The organism is Vibrio sp. QJM3NY_39 (assembly GCF_057785895.1).
In genome coordinates, this window is record NZ_CM173505.1 from 47,208 (window position 1) to 66,729 (window position 19,522).

16 protein-coding genes are annotated in these 19,522 nt (G+C 46.1%); 9 read left to right on the forward strand and 7 right to left on the reverse strand.

The window, feature by feature from the left end; genetic code table 11:
• The first annotated feature begins 17 nt into the window (after positions 1-17).
• Positions 18-2,192, forward strand: a complete 2,175-nt coding sequence (uvrD, locus tag AC3CHU_RS00225; protein WP_009848185.1) for a DNA helicase II — start codon at positions 18-20, stop codon at positions 2,190-2,192.
• Positions 2,193-2,327: 135 nt separating this feature from the next.
• Here the strand turns inward: uvrD and tpx are convergent, their stop codons facing one another.
• The 5 genes from tpx to rarD all read right to left on the reverse strand — a co-directional run bounded on the left by tpx (position 2,328) and on the right by rarD (position 8,030).
• Positions 2,328-2,825, reverse strand: coding sequence for a thiol peroxidase (tpx, locus tag AC3CHU_RS00230; protein ID WP_146454378.1), 498 nt, complete (start codon positions 2,823-2,825; stop codon positions 2,328-2,330).
• Positions 2,826-3,629: 804 nt separating this feature from the next.
• Positions 3,630-5,387 (reverse strand): gamma-glutamyltransferase, encoded by a 1,758-nt coding sequence (gene ggt, locus AC3CHU_RS00235; protein WP_473576472.1) that lies wholly within the window; start codon positions 5,385-5,387, stop codon positions 3,630-3,632.
• 91 nt (positions 5,388-5,478) lie between these two features.
• Positions 5,479-6,141, reverse strand: a complete 663-nt coding sequence (locus AC3CHU_RS00240) for a LysE family translocator (RefSeq protein ID WP_004736644.1) — start codon at positions 6,139-6,141, stop codon at positions 5,479-5,481.
• A 99-nt stretch (positions 6,142-6,240) separates the two neighbouring features.
• Complete coding sequence (locus tag AC3CHU_RS00245; RefSeq protein ID WP_017077762.1) at positions 6,241-7,035, reverse strand: helix-turn-helix transcriptional regulator; 795 nt, start codon at positions 7,033-7,035, stop codon at positions 6,241-6,243.
• 86 nt (positions 7,036-7,121) lie between these two features.
• The gene (gene rarD / locus AC3CHU_RS00250; protein ID WP_009848190.1) at positions 7,122-8,030 is read right to left on the reverse strand and encodes an EamA family transporter RarD; all 909 of its coding nucleotides are present in this window, start codon (positions 8,028-8,030) and stop codon (positions 7,122-7,124) included.
• Between the two features lie 179 nt (positions 8,031-8,209).
• Between rarD and recQ the strand changes: the two genes are divergently transcribed.
• The 3 genes from recQ (at position 8,210) to AC3CHU_RS00265 (ending at position 11,383) form a co-directional block, all read left to right on the forward strand.
• Entirely contained in the window at positions 8,210-10,048 is a 1,839-nt protein-coding gene (recQ, locus tag AC3CHU_RS00255; protein WP_146454381.1) for an ATP-dependent DNA helicase RecQ, read from the forward strand.
• A gap of 72 nt (positions 10,049-10,120) precedes the next feature.
• On the forward strand, positions 10,121-10,432 hold the full coding sequence (locus AC3CHU_RS00260) for a DUF3630 family protein (RefSeq protein WP_009848192.1): 312 nt from the start codon (positions 10,121-10,123) through the stop codon (positions 10,430-10,432).
• 279 nt (positions 10,433-10,711) lie between these two features.
• Positions 10,712-11,383, forward strand: coding sequence for a 7-cyano-7-deazaguanine/7-aminomethyl-7-deazaguanine transporter (locus tag AC3CHU_RS00265; protein WP_004736638.1), 672 nt, complete (start codon positions 10,712-10,714; stop codon positions 11,381-11,383).
• Between the two features lie 100 nt (positions 11,384-11,483).
• On the opposite strand, the gene gppA is transcribed toward AC3CHU_RS00265, so the two are convergent.
• Together gppA and rhlB are read right to left on the reverse strand one after the other, a co-directional pair.
• Positions 11,484-12,977: a guanosine-5'-triphosphate,3'-diphosphate diphosphatase gene (gene gppA, locus AC3CHU_RS00270; RefSeq protein ID WP_054548413.1), complete on the reverse strand. Its 1,494-nt coding sequence runs from the start codon at positions 12,975-12,977 to the stop codon at positions 11,484-11,486.
• A gap of 6 nt (positions 12,978-12,983) precedes the next feature.
• Positions 12,984-14,294 carry an ATP-dependent RNA helicase RhlB gene (rhlB, locus tag AC3CHU_RS00275; RefSeq protein ID WP_488524924.1) on the reverse strand — a complete coding sequence of 437 codons (1,311 nt, stop codon included), beginning with the start codon at positions 14,292-14,294 and terminating at the stop codon, positions 12,984-12,986.
• 111 nt (positions 14,295-14,405) lie between these two features.
• Here rhlB and trxA point away from each other — a divergent pair, with 111 nt between their 5' ends.
• From trxA to AC3CHU_RS00300, 5 genes are all read left to right on the forward strand, one after another.
• Positions 14,406-14,732, forward strand: coding sequence for a thioredoxin TrxA (gene trxA / locus AC3CHU_RS00280; RefSeq protein ID WP_004736635.1), 327 nt, complete (start codon positions 14,406-14,408; stop codon positions 14,730-14,732).
• Between the two features lie 200 nt (positions 14,733-14,932).
• A complete protein-coding gene (gene rho, locus AC3CHU_RS00285) occupies positions 14,933-16,192 on the forward strand; it encodes a transcription termination factor Rho (RefSeq protein ID WP_029222011.1) in 1,260 nt (419 codons plus the stop codon).
• 110 nt (positions 16,193-16,302) lie between these two features.
• A complete protein-coding gene (locus AC3CHU_RS00290; RefSeq protein WP_488524925.1) occupies positions 16,303-17,298 on the forward strand; it encodes a hypothetical protein in 996 nt (331 codons plus the stop codon).
• Positions 17,299-17,396: 98 nt separating this feature from the next.
• Entirely contained in the window at positions 17,397-19,238 is a 1,842-nt protein-coding gene (gene ubiD, locus AC3CHU_RS00295) for a 4-hydroxy-3-polyprenylbenzoate decarboxylase (protein ID WP_488524926.1), read from the forward strand.
• Entirely contained in the window at positions 19,235-19,504 is a 270-nt protein-coding gene (locus tag AC3CHU_RS00300) for a 2Fe-2S iron-sulfur cluster-binding protein (RefSeq protein ID WP_017081534.1), read from the forward strand. The genes ubiD and AC3CHU_RS00300 overlap by 4 nt, the downstream gene beginning before the upstream one ends.
• Positions 19,505-19,522: the final 18 nt, after the last annotated feature.

The following is a 19,522-nucleotide window of genomic DNA, read 5'->3' on the forward strand; positions in this document are numbered from 1 at the left end:
AGTAGTGAGCATATCCAATGATAGATCCTTCGCTTTTACTCGATGGCCTAAACGACAAACAACGTGAGGCGGTCGCAGCACCTTTAGAAAACCTACTTATTCTGGCAGGTGCTGGCAGTGGTAAAACGCGAGTGTTGGTGCATCGTATCGCTTGGTTACAAAGCGTAGAGCAAGCATCACCGTTCTCTATCATGTCGGTTACCTTCACTAACAAAGCGGCAGCAGAGATGCGTGGTCGTATTGAAGAGTTGATGATGGGTAGCTCGTCGGGCATGTGGAACGGCACCTTCCACGGTATCTGTCACCGCATCCTTCGTGCTCACTACCTAGATGCAAAACTGCCAGAAGACTTCCAGATCATTGATTCAGATGATCAGATTCGTTTACTACGTCGCTTAATCAAGGCGCAAAACCTTGATGAAAAGCAGTGGCCTGCCAAGCAAGCTTCTTGGTGGATCAATGGTAAGAAAGACGAAGGGCTACGCCCAAGTCACATTGACGCCTACCATGATCCAATAACTCAAACGTGGTTAAAGATCTACTCTGCTTACCAAGAGGCATGTGATCGTGCTGGCTTGGTCGACTTTGCTGAAATCTTGTTGCGATCGCATGAATTACTGCGCGATAAGAAACACATCCGAGAGCACTACCAAGCTCGCTTCAAGCATATCCTTGTCGACGAGTTCCAAGATACCAACAACATTCAATACGCTTGGCTACGTATGATGGCAGGTCCGGATTGTCGGGTGATGATCGTGGGTGATGATGACCAATCTATCTATGGTTGGCGCGGCGCGAAAATCGAAAATATTCAAAAGTTCTTGGATGAATTCCCAGGAGCTTCAACGGTTCGACTCGAACAAAACTATCGTTCAACCAAAACCATTTTGCAGGCGTCGAACGAGCTTATCTCGAACAACACCGAGCGTATGGGTAAAGAGCTGTGGACCGATGGCAACGATGGTGAGCCAATCTCTGTGTACTCGGCTTACAATGAGCTAGATGAAGCGCGTTTCACGGTAAGCAAAATCAAAGAGTGGCAGGAGAAAGGCGGGGCACTAGAAGATACGGCAATGCTTTATCGTAATAATGCCCAGTCTCGTGTTCTTGAAGAAGCTTTGATTCAAGGTGGTTTACCTTACCGAATCTACGGCGGCATGCGATTCTTCGAGCGTCAGGAAATCAGAGATGCTCTGAGTTATCTGCGTTTAATGAGTAATCGCAGTAATGATGCGGCGTTCGAACGTGTCGTCAATACGCCAACGCGTGGCTTGGGTGATAAAACCTTAGAAACGATTCGTCTTGCGGCGCGTGATCGTGGTGCAACCATGTGGGAAGCCAGTGTTGCTCTGATAGAAGAACAAGTGTTACCAGGCCGTGCTGCGGGTGCTTTGAGCCGCTTTATCGAGCTTATCAATGCACTTGAAGATGACACCATAGAACTGAGGCTTCATGAGCAAACCGACCACGTGATCAAATCGTCGGGCTTGTTTGCGATGTACGAGCAAGAGAAAGGCGAGAAGTCGAAGGCTCGTATTGAGAACTTGGAAGAATTGGTAACGGCAACGCGTCAGTTTGAAAAACCAGAAGAAGCAGATGAAATGAGCATGCTAACGGCATTCTTAACTCATGCGGCTTTAGAAGCGGGTGAAGGTCAGGCTGATGAGTTTGATGATGCGGTTCAGTTAATGACCCTGCATAGCGCCAAAGGCCTAGAGTTCCCAATGGTATTCATGGTGGGTGTCGAAGAAGGCATGTTCCCAAGCCAAATGTCCGCCGAAGAAGCGGGGCGTTTAGAAGAAGAGCGTCGCCTGTGTTATGTAGGTATGACTCGTGCGATGGAGAAGCTTTACATCACTTACGCAGAGATGCGTCGTTTGTATGGTCAGGACAAGTACCACAAACCATCGCGCTTTATTCGCGAGTTACCTGAGACATGTCTGGATGAAGTGCGTATGAAAGCGCAAGTGAGCCGCCCTGCAAGCAGTGGTCGCTTTAGCCAAACCGCAGTGAAAGAGAACTTTAACGAAACGGGCTTTAGCTTAGGCTCTCGCGTTAAGCACCCTAAGTTTGGTGAAGGTACCATCATCAACTTTGAGGGAAGTGGTCCGCAGAGCCGAGTTCAAGTCGCGTTCAACGGTGAAGGCATCAAGTGGTTAGTAACGGCTTACGCTCGTTTAGAACAGCTTTAATCTGTTACTTCGACATCTAAAAATCGTTCATTATTAAAAACAAAAAGAGCAGCCACTGGCTGCTCTTTTTATTGCTCTGTACCGACCTAAATTAGGTTAATACGAGCTTAAAGCATTTCCGCCTAAGCGTGAGGCTTACAGTGCTGCAAGTGCCGCTTCGTAGTTTGGTTCTTCAGTGATCTCTGCAACCAACTCGCTGTGCGTTACCACACCTTTCTCATCAACAACGACAACTGCACGTGTTGTTAGGCCAGATAATGGGCCTTCAGCAATCGCCACGCCGTAGTCTGATGCGAACGCAGGAGAACGGAAAGTCGAAGCGTGTTGAACGCCTTCAATGCCTTCTAGTTCGCAGAAGCGACCAGCAGCAAACGGTAGGTCAGCAGAAATACAAACCACAACCGTATTTTCAAGCTCTGTTGCTTTTGCGTTGAACGTACGTACGCTCGTTGCACAAGTTGCTGTATCGATGCTTGGGAAGATATTTAGAACCACTTTCTTGCCTTTAAGAGAAGCAAGAGTCAGTTCAGAAAGATCGCCTGCAGTCAGTGCAAAGCTTGGTGCTTGTTCGCCAGTTTGTGGGAATGTGCCTGTTAGCGGTACAGCAGCGCCTTTGAAGGTAACGTGTGACATGAATTTGTCCTTAGTTTAATTATGGTTATGAAACTAGTTGAGCCTAGTTCGACTTACGTTACTCTGAAGTGGTTAAGAAGTGAATGCTTTAATATCAGAATTATTATTAAACGTATTGAGTTTTCGGTTGGCAGGCGAAGTAGAAGGTCAATTGGAAAGTAATGGATTAAGGTATAGATAAAGAAAAACCCCGAGAGCTTGCGCTCATCGGGGTCTATAGTCTTACTCGCAGCAATCCGGCTACTAAGTGTGCTCCATGCATCAAATCCATGATAGTGTGCTGTTATCCTTCAGCGTATTCCTTTCGTCGCCTTCCTAGCGGTGTCCTTGATCTTATCCTGATCTGCCAACAATCCTCGTTAGCGCGCGTCACTTGTTCCTTGAGCGGTGTCCTTTACATCATCCTGATGTTCAGTCCTTTCCTCGTCCAGAGGTGTCCATTGTCTTTCCTTAGTAGCAACCATCCTAGTTACTATTGCGTCCATTCAATGTCCATTTCGCTATCCATGCCGATTATTCATCCTGAGTAATCGAATCTTCATCCTGAAGATAACCAAATCCTTGGCGTTTCCTGTTCCGTGTCAGCATCCTTCCGACACCATTCATATTACCGATTCCTTATTTATCAGCAATGGTGCATAAGCGAATTTCTATATAATTATTTGAATGATAAACGTACGTATCGTTTTATTTCAATTGGTTACGATATATGGGTGACTAATTTCGTCATCAAATATCGATATTTACTCACTGCCTTGTGAGAGATCTCGCACAAGGCAGCGAGTAAAAAGGGAGGATTATTCCCTACTGACCAATGGCTGCACCTTCACGACGAGGGTCTGCAGCGCCTTCTAAACCATCTTTTGTGATGCGAATCGCGTGTAAACCAGAGTTAAGATCGCGAACGTTGACCTCAAATCCCATCTTTTCTAGCTCAGATTTGAAGTTTTCCGCTGATGTTCCTTTTTCCAAATCTAAGGTACCGAAGCGGTTTAGGAAGTGTGGTTGATTGATGGCTTGCTGAATATCCATGTCCCATTGGGTATGAGCAATGATCGCTTGTGCCACATAACCGATGATACGGCTGCCGCCCGGAGAGCCAATCGCCATGTAAGGTTTATCGTCTTGCATGATGATGGTCGGTGCCATTGAAGAGCGCGGACGCTTACCCGGTTCAAGTCGGTTGGCGATGGGGTTGCCATCGTTGTGTGTCTTGAATGAGAAGTCTGTTAGTTCGTTATTGAGTAGGAAGCCTCTTACCATCAAGCGTGAACCAAAGGCATTCTCAATAGTGGTGGTCATCGACACGACATTGCCATCGCTATCAACAATATTGAAGTGGCTGGTGGACGGCAATTCAATCGAAACGTCTTGGCTTCGCAGCATTGCGTGATCCCATGGTGGGGTGCCTGATGGCGCACTGTCTAATGCCTTACCTGCGGTAATTAGCTGAGCACGTTCCTGCAAATAGTCAGTATTCACTAACCCTTGGGTTGGCATCGGTACGTAATCTTGATCTGCCATGTACATACCACGGTCTGCAAAGGCTAGGCGAGAAGCGTCTGCTAACACTTGCCAAGACTTTGCGTCGTTTGGTCCCCATGATTTAAGATCAAACTGCTCGGTCATTGCTAAGATCTGCCCAACGGTTAATGCGCCTGAACTCGGTGGTCCCATTCCACATATTTGATAGCTCTCGTAAGCAGAACAAACTGGCTCACGTTGCTTAATTGAATACGCGTCGAAATCTTTCTGTGCCAATACGCCCGGGTTACCTTTGGCAGTTTGCACAGTATTAATGATGTCGGCAGAGATCTCACCCTGATAGAAGGCCTTAGCGCCGTTCTTCGAGATAGCGTTTAACGTGGCCGCGTATTCTGGGTTCTTAAGTTGAGTACCTGCGGTTTTCGGGCTGCCATCGGCATTGAAGAAGTAGGCTTTGGTGGTGGCAAAGCGGCTTAGACGTTCTTGGTCATTCTCAATTAAGGTGGCTAAACGTGGACTAATAGTAAAACCTTCTTCAGCCAGCTGAGCAATAGGCTTAATCAGTGACGCCCATTCGAGCTTGCCGTACTTCTGGTGAGTGTCCCACAGTAATTGCACCGTGCCTGGCGTGCCAACAGAACGACCGCCAACCACGGCATCATAGAATTTAAGCGGTTGGCCGTTTTCGTCTTGGAATAGACGTGGTGTGGCATCAAGCGGCGCGGTTTCACGGCCATCGTAGGTTTTGAGTTGCTTGTCCTTGCCATCAAAATAAACAAGGAACGCGCCGCCACCAATACCTGATGACTGAGGTTCCACTAAGCCAAGCATAAGCTGCACAGCAACCATGGCGTCTATCGCGTTACCACCACGAGCAAGTACATCAGCACCGGCTTGTGTGGCAAGAGGGTTGGCCGCGGTGACCATCCAATCGTTGGCTTTAACGAGCTGTTTGGTTTCTAAACCACTACTTTGTTCGGGTGCGACGGAATCGGTAGCTTGATTTGCCCAACTGACGTGAGAGGCAAAAAGTAGGGTAGAAGTGGCGAGGGTTGTTAGTTTTGTTTTCCACTGCATGATCTTCTCCTTTTAATATGCAGAGCTAGATTGGCAGTGGAAAGATGAGATAGCCAGAGTGTTGTTAACGAATTGTAATCTTGATTCGAATTTAAGCGATTAAACCGGACAGCGACTGCCAAAGAATACTCACGCCAATAAGGCTGAATACCACGCCACATAAGCCATCGATGTATACCGTTGCTTCGCTGAGTTTCTTTTGCAATGCCTTAGTCGAAAGCATCCAAGCCAGTAGTGAGAACCAAAACAGAGACAGACCAAATAGGATGATAAGCGCAAAGCCTTTACCTGATAGAGACATGTCGGCAGGCACTAGGCTCGACATCAAGCTGATAAAGAACACCAAAGCCTTTGGGTTGAGAATATTGGTCGCAAACCCTTTCGAAAATGCCTGACGCTTATTGGTCAGAATCAGATCGTTGGAATTGACTGTATCGGCATCATCATCGTGGTTCTGAATGATTTGCCAGGTTGCTTTAAGTGCACCGTAGCCTAAGTACAGCAAGTAGCTACCGCCGGCTAGTTGGATAATGGCAAATAATGTCGGTTGTTGGTGGACTAGGTAACTGATTCCCGTCAGGCTTAGCAATGAGTGCAGCAAGATCCCGCAAGATAAACCAAGCGCAATGTACAAGCCTGTCTGGCGTCCGTGACGCGTCGCATTTTGCACGACTAACGCAAAATCAGGGCCGGGGCTCATCAAAGCGATGAAGTGGATAGAGGCTAGGGTGATCAGTATGGTGACTTCGTTCATCGTCAGTTCTCAATAACGTTGCCGCTATTTTTAAATAAGTAATCGTATTGAGCGTAGCTTACCGTGATTTGAAATCGAGCAATTGTAAATTATCAACACTTAGTTGATTTGTGAGGGTGGTACACCGAACGTGGTTTTGAAAGCCTTAGAGAAGTGTGCTTGGTCATAGAAGCCTACTTGGTGCGCGACCTTGGTACCACATATCCCAGACTTAATCAGACGCATGCTCTGTTCCATACGTAAACGGCTCAGCCATGCATAAGGCGTAATGCCCATTCTGTTTTTAAAATGGCGTTGGAATTGAGTCGTGGTTAAACCACACAACTCAGACAATTGTTCTAATCGCACTGGTTGATCCAAGTTCGCCATCAAGTAGTCTTTTAGCGTATCAATCGATTGATTACCCAGTTTGATGTCACTCTTCGATCCAAATTTCGCATAACGATCGACAATCGTCGAGAACCCTTCGAAAGGTAAACAATCTTGAGCGAGCTGGCTGATGTTTTGATGGATTAATAGGCCGTGTAAGTTGCGTAATTGTGAAAATGCAGCTTGATCGGAGAGGATCAACTCAGAAAAGCCTAATGTGTGACCATTCTTCTTGGGATCGGCAAGATCTTGAAACCATTGGGGAGAAACTGCAAATACACTGACTTGATAACCCGAATCGAGTTTGGAGTGCCCATCATGCAGCTCATCGGGTGGCATGATAACAACTTGGCCAGCACCAACATTATGGCTCGTCCCTTTATAGACGAATTTCTGCTGTCCTTGGGTAATTAAGCCAATGTGAAAGTCCAAATGATAGTGGCGCTGAAAAGCAAACTCTTGGTATTGAGCTTGGATCAGGCTGATATCTTCTGTTGGGGTGGAGTAATAGTGGACTTTATCCATGGTACAAAAAAGCTTGGTCAAATAGTCATCAATTCAACCAAGCTTATCTTCGTATTAAGGGATTGTCTTGTAAAAAACGATCAGTGTTACTGCTTAGCGCGTTTGTTCTTTCTGTTGTTACGCAGACCGTCAAAGCTGAATATCACCAACGCTCCCCAAATAAAGGCGAAGGTAATCGCTTTGTCACTGGTAAACGCTTCGCCATAAATCAGCACCGCTAACAAGAACATTAAGCTTGGTCCAATGTACTGGAAGAAGCCGAGGGTCGATAGCTTCAAGCGTGTTGCAGCGCCAGTAAAGCACAGCAGTGGAATAGTGGTAATAACACCAGCAGCAACCAGTAACAGATTGAGTTGCATAGGGTTCATTGAGAAGTCCGAGGTTGGGCTATCAGCAATAAACAGTAGGTACGTTGCTGCGAGAGGCAACATAACCAGAGTCTCAATGAACAAACCGGTTTGCGCTTCTAAGCTCACCTTTTTACGCAGTAAGCCATAAAAACCGAAGCTAAAGGCTAGGGCAATGGCGACGATCGGCACTGAGCCGAAGGCAATTAATTGGATTAATACGCCAATCGCAGCAAGAGCCACTGCAAACCATTGCAGCTTACGTAAGCGTTCACCGAGGAAGAGCATCCCGAGCAACACGTTAATCAGTGGGTTGATGTAATACCCCAAGCTGGCATCAAGCATGTGATTGGAATTCACCGCCCAAATAAAAATAAGCCAGTTAGCGCCCACCAAAATAGACGTCGCCACTAAATAGAGCATTTTTGGTTTCGAGGTCAGGGTGTCGCGGACTTTACGCCAGCTGCGGCCAATGTGCAGTAAGAACGCGAGTAGGAAAAAAGACCATACTACACGGTGGCTAAGGATCTCTAACGGGGAAACGTCACTTAAAGATTTGAAATATATAGGGGCGATCCCCCACATGGTGTAGGCGCCGACGGCAAGCAAAACTCCCTGGCGCGTACGTTGTTGTTCTTCCTGTGTCATGCATCTTTCTCTAGCACTGAGTGCTTATTAATAAGATTTATAAGAGAGTTGGTCAGTATAGGAGCGATAACCCTTTTCACCTAACAATTTGCGGTTTAATTCGCCAGCGTTCCCCTCTACAATGTGCGACTTGCTTGCCGAAGATGCTTGCTGATTTCATACCTCGATTAGGAACCATAATGACCGCCACTCTGATTGCTGAGCAAATACCAACTCCCGCGAATGATGCGCAAACCATCTTGCAAGATGTGTTCGGCTATCAAAGCTTTCGCGATGGTCAGCAAGAGGTCATTGATTTGGCCGTTGAGGGCAAAGACAGCTTGGTGATTATGCCAACCGGTGGCGGTAAATCTCTGTGTTACCAAATCCCGGCTTTGGTTCGTGAAGGGCTGACTCTGGTTATCTCACCGCTGATTTCGTTGATGAAAGACCAGGTTGATCAGCTGAAAGCCAACGGTGTCGCGGCAGAGTGTATTAACTCGTCAATGCCGCGTGAGAATCTGATCTCGGTCTTTAATCGTATGAACTCAGGTCAGCTGAAAATGGTGTATGTCTCGCCAGAGCGCGTGTTGATGCGTGACTTTATCGAGCGTCTACAAGGCTTACCGCTTTCGATGATTGCGGTCGATGAAGCGCACTGTATCTCTCAGTGGGGACACGATTTCCGCCCTGAATATGCATCATTAGGCCAGCTTAAACAGTATTTTCCGCATGTGCCTTATATGGCGCTAACGGCAACCGCTGATGATGCGACGCGCAAAGATATTATCTCGCGTTTGCAGTTGGTGGATCCGCATACGTACTTAGGCAGCTTCGATCGCCCTAATATTCGCTACAACCTAGTTGAGAAGCATAAGCCCGTGTCTCAGGTGGTTCGCTACCTAGAAACACAGAAAGGCAATTGCGGCATCATCTATTGTGGTAGCCGTAAGAAAGTGGAAATGGTGACCGAGAAGCTGTGCAATAACGGTATTCGCGCTGCGGGTTACCATGCTGGCATGGACACCGACGAACGTGCTTACGTTCAAGAAGCTTTCCAACGTGATGATATTCAGATCGTTGTGGCGACTGTAGCCTTTGGTATGGGCATCAACAAACCCAATGTACGCTTTGTGGTGCACTTTGATATTCCACGTAACATCGAATCTTACTATCAGGAGACAGGCCGCGCAGGTCGTGATGGCTTGCCTGCTGAAGCTATGATGTTGTTTGACCCTGCTGATATGGGTTGGCTGCGTCGTATGCTGGATGAGAAAGAAGAAGGCCCGCAAAAACAAGTTGAGATGCACAAACTGAACGCGATGAGTGCCTTTGCTGAAGCTCAAACCTGTCGTCGCCAGGTTCTGTTGAACTACTTTGGCGAATATCGCGAGAAGCAATGTGGCAACTGCGATATCTGTCTCGACCCACCTAAGCATTTTGATGCGACCCAAGAGGCACAGAAGGCGTTGTCTTGTGTGTATCGTGTCAATCAGTCGTTTGGTATGGGCTACGTGGTCGAAGTGATGCGCGGTATGCAGAACATTCGTGTCCGTGATAATGGCCACGATAAACTGTCTACCTACGGTATTGGCCGTGACCATAGCCACGATTACTGGATCAGTATCTTCCGTCAGCTGATTCACAAGGGCTTGTTGTTCCAGAACATCACTCGTAACTCGACGTTACAGTTAACCGAAGAAGCACGTCCGTTACTGCGCGGAGAGATGTCTTTGGAGCTGGCTGTGCCTCGTTTAGATACAGCAGTGCGTAATGCGAAGTCCGATAAACTGAGCAGTAAGAACTACGATAAGAAGCTGTTTGCCAAATTGCGTAAGCTTCGTAAGTCGATTGCTGATGAAGATGGCTTGCCACCATACGTGGTATTCAGTGATGCGACGCTGATTGATATGGCTGAAATCCTACCCACATCTTATGGCGAAATGCTGGCTGTGAATGGTGTCGGTCAACGCAAACTCGATAAGTACGCTGATCCATTCTTAGATTTGATTCAAGAACACATCACCACACACGGCTAATTGCTAGTTTTCAGAAGCGTTTAGCTTATAAGAACGGTTAGTTCATAGAAAAAGAATAAGGTTGATAGGGACATGACAACACCAACAGAATTTGGCTTAAGAGAATATTTGGCTGAGGAAGGACGTTTATTGATTACGTCTCCAAGTTTTGATTTTGATTCTTATGAAGTGCTAGGTGAAAAGCTGGTGGCGTTGCTGTCAGCTTCTGTTGTTGAAAAGCAATGGGACGCCGATATGCATTCTTGGTTGATTGATTTTGAAGATTGTCGAATGTTTTTAAAGTCTGAGCATTACAGCGAATCAATTTGGTTTGAGTCGTTAAACGCTGAAGAAAGCCGAGAAGAGTTCGATTATCTCGCGACGCTTTTCAAGCGTGGCTTCTAACTTCAAGCATGGTTTCTAACGTTTAGCATAGCTTCTAAAAATATCGCTTTAAAAAACAGATCTTCTAGTGTCATTCACTAATTAAAGTGAGGATAAACGTTTGCGTTTGTTCTCACCATTGCAGCCAATATTGATTAATGTATAATCGCCCGCCGCTCAATAGAGCAAATTATAGAAACATTTTTAATTCACATTATTGGTAAGAGCTTTCTTAGTTTATTTGAAGAAATGACTCGATTTGGGTTCCCTCACCCCCAAACCAAACTAAAAAGGTACAGCATGAGTAACTTTACCCCTGCGCAACAGCGCAAAGCCCTAGCACTATTAGTTTTGTTCCATTTGGTGATTATTGCGTCAAGCAACTATCTGGTTCAGCTACCTTTTACCGTCTTCGGTATGCACACCACTTGGGGTGCTTTCACTTTCCCGTTTATCTTCCTAGCGACCGATCTCACAGTACGCATTTTTGGCGCGCAGCTTGCTCGTAAAATTATTTTCTTAGTGATGTTGCCTGCACTGGCCGTTTCTTATTTATTGTCTGTTGTGTTCTTTGAAGGTTCATTCCAAGGCTTTAGCCAACTAGGCGAGTTCAACCTGTTTGTTGCACGCATCGCAGCGGCAAGCTTCATGGCTTATTTGCTCGGTCAGATTTTGGATGTGCATGTGTTCAACCGCTTACGCCAAATGAAGCAATGGTGGGTTGCGCCAACGTGTTCGACACTTTTTGGTAATGCCATTGATACCATCGCGTTCTTTGCGATTGCCTTCTACCAAAGCCCAGATCCATTCATGGCTGAGCACTGGACTGAGATTGCGTTGGTTGATTACGGATTCAAACTCATCATTAGCTTAGGTTTGTTCGTGCCTATGTACGGTGTGCTTCTTAATTACGTGGTTAAGAAGTTAACCGCAGTGAACCCTGATTTTAAAGCGACAGGTGTTAACGCTTAAGTTTGAGATTTGTAACACAAAGCATTAATTCAGCGATAGAAAAAGCCCAAGTTAGTCTACTAACTTGGGCTTTTTTAATTTCTAGCGTCAGATACTAATATCAGAGGCATTCAATATTCAATGGCCAGCCAATATCGGTCTGTCTATTCGACTCGATCTCTAGCTCAGCAGCTGTCAGCGGATTGTCTGCTAGCCATTGCTTAGAAAGCGTCAAGGTCAGGTTGTTACCATCAGTTGCAAGCTTAAAATCAGGCTCTAGCGCTGGATTGCGACGGTGGGTCAGCAAAATAGCTAAACGCAGAATTCGTAAAATACGCTTGCTGCTGGTGCCTGAGATTGCATGTTGCTCTGGCAATGAGGTTAACTGTTCACGGTAGCGACGAGTTAACTCACCCAAGTAGTGCTTTTGCGCTCGAGTAAAGCCTGGCAGGTCTAAGTTCTGCAGTAGGTAAGCGCTGTGCTCGCCGCCTTTTTTGAAATCGATGGTTAAACCAATCTCATGAAGCTTAGCTGCGGTTTGTAATAGCACGCCAGCTTGAGGCTCTGAAACCCACTCTTCGGCGCCCGCTTGCTCTAACAGAGTTTGTGCGACTACAGCAACTTGTTCACCGTAGCTTACGTCCATTTGATAGCGTGATTGCACGCTCTTGACGGTACGCGCTCGAATATCTTCTTGGCGAAGTTCATCCACCATCTCGTAGGCTAGGCCTTCACGGAGTGCACCGCCTGCGAGTGTCATTGAATCAATTTCAAGTAGCTCAAAAATAGCGATAAGAATAGAAAGGCCACTTGGGAACACTAATGCACGCTCTAGTGTTAATCCTTCTATTTCTAGCTCTTCCAAGCGCTCGGTAATCATGGCTTGTTTCTGTAGACGCTTAAGCTTGGCATGAGTAATGACTTCATCCATGCCTTGCGCCAACATGATTTCTTGCAGTGCTTGAACGGTACCACTGGCACCAACACACACATCCCATCCAATATCCGTGTAGCTATCTAGAATAGGAGCCAACGTAGACTTAGCCGCTTCAATGGCATTGTTAAAGTTGGTTGCGGTTAATTGGCGATCTTTAAAGTGGCGCTCAAGCCAGGTAACACAGCCCATCTTCAGGCTAGTTAGTGCTTTCGCTGAGAAGCCTTCACCTATGATCATTTCGGTGCTTGCGCCACCTATATCAACGACCAGTCGGCGGCCGCTGCCACCAGAAGTGTGTGCTACGCCTTTATAGATAGTCGCAGCTTCTTCTTCACCAGAGATAACATTGATGTCATAACCAAGGATCTGGTTCGCTTTCTCTAGAAATATATCCACATTGATAGCGGTACGTAGGGTCGCTGTACCCACAATGCGGATATTTTCTTTTGGAATATCTTGCAGTCGCTCTGCAAAGAGACTCAAACAGTCCCAACCGCGCTGCATAGCTTCTGTACTAAGCGCATTATTTTCATTTAAGCCTGCTGCTAAACGCACTTTACGCTTAATCTTAGCCATGGTTTGTACGCTGCCATCGATGTGACGCACAACGAGCATATGAAAACTGTTCGACCCGAGGTCGATTGCAGCATAAAGCGGGGGTGACACTGTTTGACTCATAAGCGACTAAGCTTCCTTGTTATGACGCGGTTGGCGTGGGCGACGGTTCTGGTTTGGTTTACGGTTACCGTTGCGTGGGCCATTGTTGTTTGAGCGGCGTTGTTGCGGGTTACGTGTACGTAAGCGCATCGGTGCTGGCAGATCTTCTAGTAGTGCAGAAGCATCGTAGTCAGACATTGGGATAGCATGCTCAATGTATTCTTCGATTGGTGGCAAGTTGATTGCGTAATCTTCACAAGCAAAGCTGATCGAGTGACCGCTTTCACCAGCACGACCTGTACGACCGATACGGTGAACGTAATCTTCGCAATCATCAGGTAGGTCGAAGTTGAATACGTGTGTTACTTGAGGAATGTGTAGGCCACGAGCTGCAACATCAGTTGCGACAAGAAGGTCAACATCACCTTTGGTGAACTGCTCAAGAATCTTTTCACGTTTCTTCTGAGGAACATCACCAGTTAGCAGGCCTACACGGTGACCATCGGCAGCCAAGTGGCCCCAAACTGATTCACATTTGTGCTTCGTGTTAGCGAAGATGATTGCGCGATCTGGCCATTCTTCTTCGATTAACGTTTGTAGAAGAGCCATCTTATGTTCGTTAGAAGGGTAGAACAGCTCTTCTTGAATACGGTGACCTGTTTTACGTTCAGGCTCAACAACCACGTGCTCTGGGTTGTGCATGTGCTCGAACGCTAGCTCTTGTACGCGGTAAGACAGCGTCGCAGAGAACAGCATGTTCAGGCGATCTTTTGGCTCAGGCATACGGCGGAACAAGAAGCGAATGTCTTTAATAAAGCCCAGATCAAACATACGATCGGCTTCATCAAGCACAACCGCTTGAATGTGGTTAAGGTTAAATACCTTTTGCTTGTAGAAATCGATGATACGGCCAGTCGTACCAATTAAGATATCTGCGCCTTCTTCGATCTTACCTAGCTGCTTGTCGTAGCTTTCGCCACCGTAAGCGAGTGCTGCTTTGATACCCGTGCTTTCAACCAGAGAGTCAGCATCGTTGTAGATCTGAATCGCGAGTTCACGCGTTGGTGCCATAATAATTGCACGTGGCTGGTTAGGCTTACGCCCTTCATGCTCAGGTGTTTTTAGTAGGTGGTTAAAAGTAGCAGTTAGAAACGCAAGCGTTTTACCAGTACCCGTTTGGGCCTGGCCTGCAATGTCTTGGCCGGTGAGCAGTACCGGGAGCGCCAAGGCTTGGATAGGGGTACAATAATCGAACCCTTTTTTCTCCAATCCTTCAATGACTTGAGAAAGTAAATCCAAGTCGGCGAACTTTTGCTCTGTGATATGCGTCTTTTTCATTGCTATAGAATATCAGCTTAAGCTTGCAATACGAAAGTAAATACATTCCAATAGGGCATCTATTTACTGGTTATCATCCAACCAGTTCTAAAAAATACATTGGAGTGGAAGATGAGTGATAAGATTTTGCAGCTAACTGATGACGGTTTTGATAACGATGTGATCAATGCTGCAGGCCCGGTTCTTGTTGATTTTTGGGCAGAATGGTGTGGTCCATGTAAAATGATTGCGCCGATTCTTGATGAAATCGCAAACGAGTACGAAGGCAAGCTCACAATCGGTAAATTAAATATCGACCAAAATGCTGGAACTCCACCAAAATTTGGTATTCGTGGCATTCCAACGCTGCTTCTTTTCAAAGATGGCGGCGTAGCAGCAACTAAAGTTGGTGCATTGTCTAAAACTCAACTTAAAGAGTTCCTAGACGCTAACCTTTAATTAGGTGAGCCTTTGAAAAGAAACCGCGCAGTTAACAAATGCGCGGTTTTGTTTTTTCTAAGCTATGGACTACTCTTAGTTTTAGTGCTAATTTATCGCACGTTAATTGAACGAATTTCTCTTCTTGGTCGATCCTGTGACCAACTCCTTCTTAACTTAAGAAAACAGATCCTATTTTGACTAAACAAACTTCCACCACTATGAATCTTACTGAACTGAAGAACAGACCTGTGTCTGAACTTGTTAAACTTAGCGAAAGCCTAGGTCTTGAAAATCAAGCTCGCCTAAGAAAACAAGATATTATCTTCTCCATCCTTAAAGCGCATGCAAAAAGTGGTGAAGACATCTTTGGTGATGGTGTTCTAGAAATTCTTCAAGACGGTTTTGGCTTCCTGCGTAGCGGCGACAGTTCGTACCTTGCTGGGCCAGATGATATTTACGTATCACCAAGCCAGATTCGTCGTTTTAACCTTCGCACCGGTGACTCGATTGGCGGTAAAATCCGTCCACCTAAAGATGGCGAACGTTACTTTGCACTGCTTAAAGTAAACACGGTTAACTACGACAAGCCAGACAACGCTCGTAACAAAATCCTTTTTGAAAACCTGACTCCTCTTCACGCCAACGAACGTATGGTGATGGAAGCGGGTAATGGTGCGACTGAAGATATCACAGCTCGAATTCTTGACCTTGCTTCACCTATAGGTAAAGGTCAGCGTGGTCTGATTGTTGCTCCGCCTAAAGCAGGTAAAACAATGCTTCTGCAAAATATTGCACAAAGCATTGCACGCAACCATCCTGAGTGTGAACTAATGGTTCTACTTATCGATGAGCGTCCAGAAGAAGTAACAGAAATGCAGCGCCTAGTTAAAGGCGAAGTAATCGCATCGACTTTCGATGAGCCAGCATCTCGCCACGTACAAGTAGCAGAAATGGTAATCGAGAAGGCGAAGCGTCTTGTTGAACACAAGAAAGATGTGGTTATCCTACTGGACTCAATCACTCGTCTAGCTCGTGCTTACAACACTGTTATTCCTTCATCAGGTAAAGTTCTTACTGGTGGTGTTGATGCGAATGCTCTACATCGTCCAAAGCGTTTCTTCGGTGCGGCACGTAACGTAGAAGAAGGCGGTAGCTTAACTATCATCGCAACAGCACTGGTTGATACTGGTTCTAAGATGGATGAAGTAATCTACGAAGAATTCAAAGGTACAGGTAACATGGAACTGCACCTTAACCGTAAGATTGCTGAAAAGCGCGTATTCCCAGCGATTGATTTCAACCGCTCTGGTACTCGTCGTGAAGAGCTTCTTACTAAGAGCGATGAATTACAGAAGATGTGGATCCTGCGTAAGATTGTTCACCCTATGGGCGAAACTGATGCAATGGAATTCCTTATCGACAAGTTAGCAATGACTAAAACGAACGATGAGTTCTTTGACGCAATGCGTCGTCAGTAATTTTGATTAGCTGATAGTTATTAATAAGCGCTGCCTTCGGGTGGCGCTTTTTATTTGCATTTTATAGCGACAGCTTGCAGAATGAGCAAAAGTGTTAAAAGGAAGTTAAAATGCAACATGGACTGTTGGCATCATTACTCCTGTCTACTTCACTGTTACTTTCCCCGGTTGGCATGAGCTATGCCACCGAGATGTCTCCACTTACAGTAGAGTCTTGGCTTGAGAATGATCAAGTAAAACTGAAAACTGCTGAATTACTCGAGCTTGTCGTGCGTGACGAAGTCAATTCGCTACGTTTTGCGCTTGAGCGTCTGACATTTCCCCAACAAGAAGTGGCTCGTTACCAACTCTTGAAGAAGCTCGAACAGCAAAAAATTGTACTCACCCCCAAGATGTCTATCTTTATTGAGCAGCAACTCGCTATCACGCCAACTTACCAAGTTTTAGAGCGTGGCGATGGTTATGAGTTTACGGTACCTGCCTTTAATTACCCTTCGATTGCCAACCGGCTCATCAAACAGTGGCGCCAAGACCAGAAGACGCTGGTGTTTGTGTTAGATGCAGAGAAACAAGAACTCGACCTAAAAGAGTGGTTATCTGGATCTGAGCATCAAGTTCAAACACGAGAAGCATTGTTAATCAGAGAGCTAGACAGTTTGTCTCCTGAAGCGGTTGATTATCTGACTAAGCAACTCACGGCCTCCTCGATTGTTAGCTGGCTACCTTCTACTGAGGTGGTGGTTCGATTGGCGCAAGTGAGCGAAGACCCAGAGGTCTACAAGATTCTATGGCGAATGAAGGCCGATTATCATAGCCAAGCTGAGCTAGTCCGCCTTGCTGAAACCAAACAAGCGTTCGCACTTGAACAAGTAATGGCTGCGACTAAGAACCCTCGTTTGAAAGATGAAGCGATTACTTTGCTTACCAAGGTTAACCCGCTATCAGAAGAGGTGAAGGAGTTTCTTGTCTCTAGGATGGCGATTGCCGATGAAGCGCCATTAGTCGCCCGTGAATTAGCCAAACAGGGTCATACGCGATGGTTGCAAGATCTTGTGAATGATAACCCTCAGGTAAAGAGCTCTTTGATCGAGCAAGCATTACCGTAAAGTGGATTTTGCCTCTCAATAACCACACTAAAAAGGGGGATCTCAGCTTCACCCTTTTTGATATACTGAGCGCAGAATAATCAGCATGTAGAAGTCCTATGAGTTTTAAAGATTTACGTGATTTTATCGACCATCTTGAAAGTATTGGTCAGTTGAAACGCATTTCTCACCCAGTCGATCCAGACTATGAAATGACCGAGATTAGCGACCGTACTCTACGTGCTGGTGGCCCGGCTCTTTTGTTTGAAAACCCAATAGGCTATGACATGCCTGTTTTAACCAATCTATTTGGTACACCTAATCGTGTGGCTATTGGTATGGGTCGTCAGGAAGTGAAAGAACTGCGTGAAGTGGGTAAGTTGTTAGCTTACCTAAAGGAACCTGAGCCACCAAAAGGCTTTAAAGATGCTCTTGATAAACTGCCGGTGTTTAAGCAAGTCTTAAATATGCCAGCTAAACGTCTTCGTAAAGCGGCGTGCCAACAAGTGATATGGCAGGGTGATGACGTCGACCTTGATAAAATTCCCGTGATGAGCTGTTGGGCCGATGATGTCGCGCCGTTGCTAACATGGGGATTAACGGTTACTCGCGGCCCTAATAAGAAACGCCAAAACTTAGGCATCTATCGCCAGCAAAAAATCGGCAAGAATAAGGTCATTATGCGTTGGTTAGCCCACCGTGGTGGAGCGCTTGATCTGCGTGATTGGATGGAAACTAACCCAGGTAAACCATTCCCAGTTTCTGTAGCGTTTGGAGCAGATCCTGCCACCATTCTTGGTGCGGTTACGCCAGTGCCGGATACTTTATCGGAATACGCGTTTGCAGGCTTACTACGCGGTAGTAAAACTGAGGTTGTTAAATCAATCAGCAATGATTTAGACGTTCCTGCAAGTGCGGAAATCGTGATGGAAGGTTACATCGACCCGAATGAGTTCGCGGACGAAGGGCCTTACGGAGATCATACTGGTTACTACAACGAGAAAGAAAAGCACCATGTGTTCACTATTACTCATGTAACCATGCGCGAAAACCCTATCTACCACAGCACCTATACTGGCCGTCCACCTGATGAGCCTGCGGTATTGGGTGTTGCGCTCAATGAAGTGTTTGTTCCTATTCTTCAAAAGCAGTTCCCAGAGATTGAAGACTTCTATCTACCGCCTGAAGGTTGTTCATACCGAATGGCAGTAGTGACCATGAAGAAGCAATACCCAGGTCACGCTAAGCGAGTGATGATGGGTGTATGGTCTTTCTTACGCCAATTCATGTACACCAAGTTTGTATTGGTGTGCGATGAAGGTGTGAATGCACGAGACTGGTCTCAAGTGACCGCTGCTATGTGTGAACATATGGATCCGTCACGCGATAGCCTGATGATAGAGAACACGCCGATCGATTCATTGGATTTTGCATCACCTGTGGTTGGGTTAGGTTCTAAGATGGGCCTAGACATCACTAAGAAGTGGGATGCAGAGTTAGCACTATCGCCAGATGTCGAATCAACACCTGTAAATAATGAACATATAGAGGGCAGCTTAGCTGAGTTAACCAAGACTCAACCTGAAATTATTGATATTCACCTGCAAAACGATAATGCCAACATGGTTGTGGTGTCTATTGATAAGCAAACTGCAGGTAATGGTAAGAAAATCATGGAAGCGGTTTGGTCTCAATTTGATGAGAACAAGTTTGTTATCGTGTGTGACGGCGATGTCAACGTTAGTGATTGGAATGACATTATTTGGGCGGTGACCACAAGAATGGATCCGGCCAGAGATACGTTGTTCCTACAGAATGAAACAGGACACTCAAAAATGGGTCTAGATGCGACCAATAAGTGGGAAGGCGAATGCCTGCGTGAGTGGGGTGTTCCAATCACAAAAGATCCTGATGTCGTTAAAAAGATTGATAGCATCTGGGAACAGCTAGGAATTTCATGAGCTACCAAGTAGTCTTATACCCAGAAAACATCAGTTTTACCGTAGAAAAAGGGCAAACGGTCTTGGATGCTGCGCTCAACAGCGATATCTATTTCCCAAACCGTTGCCAAGTCGGCGCATGCGCGATGTGTATGTGCAGAAAATTAGAAGGGCAAGTGAGTTACCATCTTGAACCCATGCTTACAGAGAAAGAGCAGCAACAAGGTTGGATTTTTGCTTGCCAAGCATTTGCAGAAAGTAATTTAGTTCTAACCTTTGCCGATTAAGGGTTAGTAAGAGGAAGA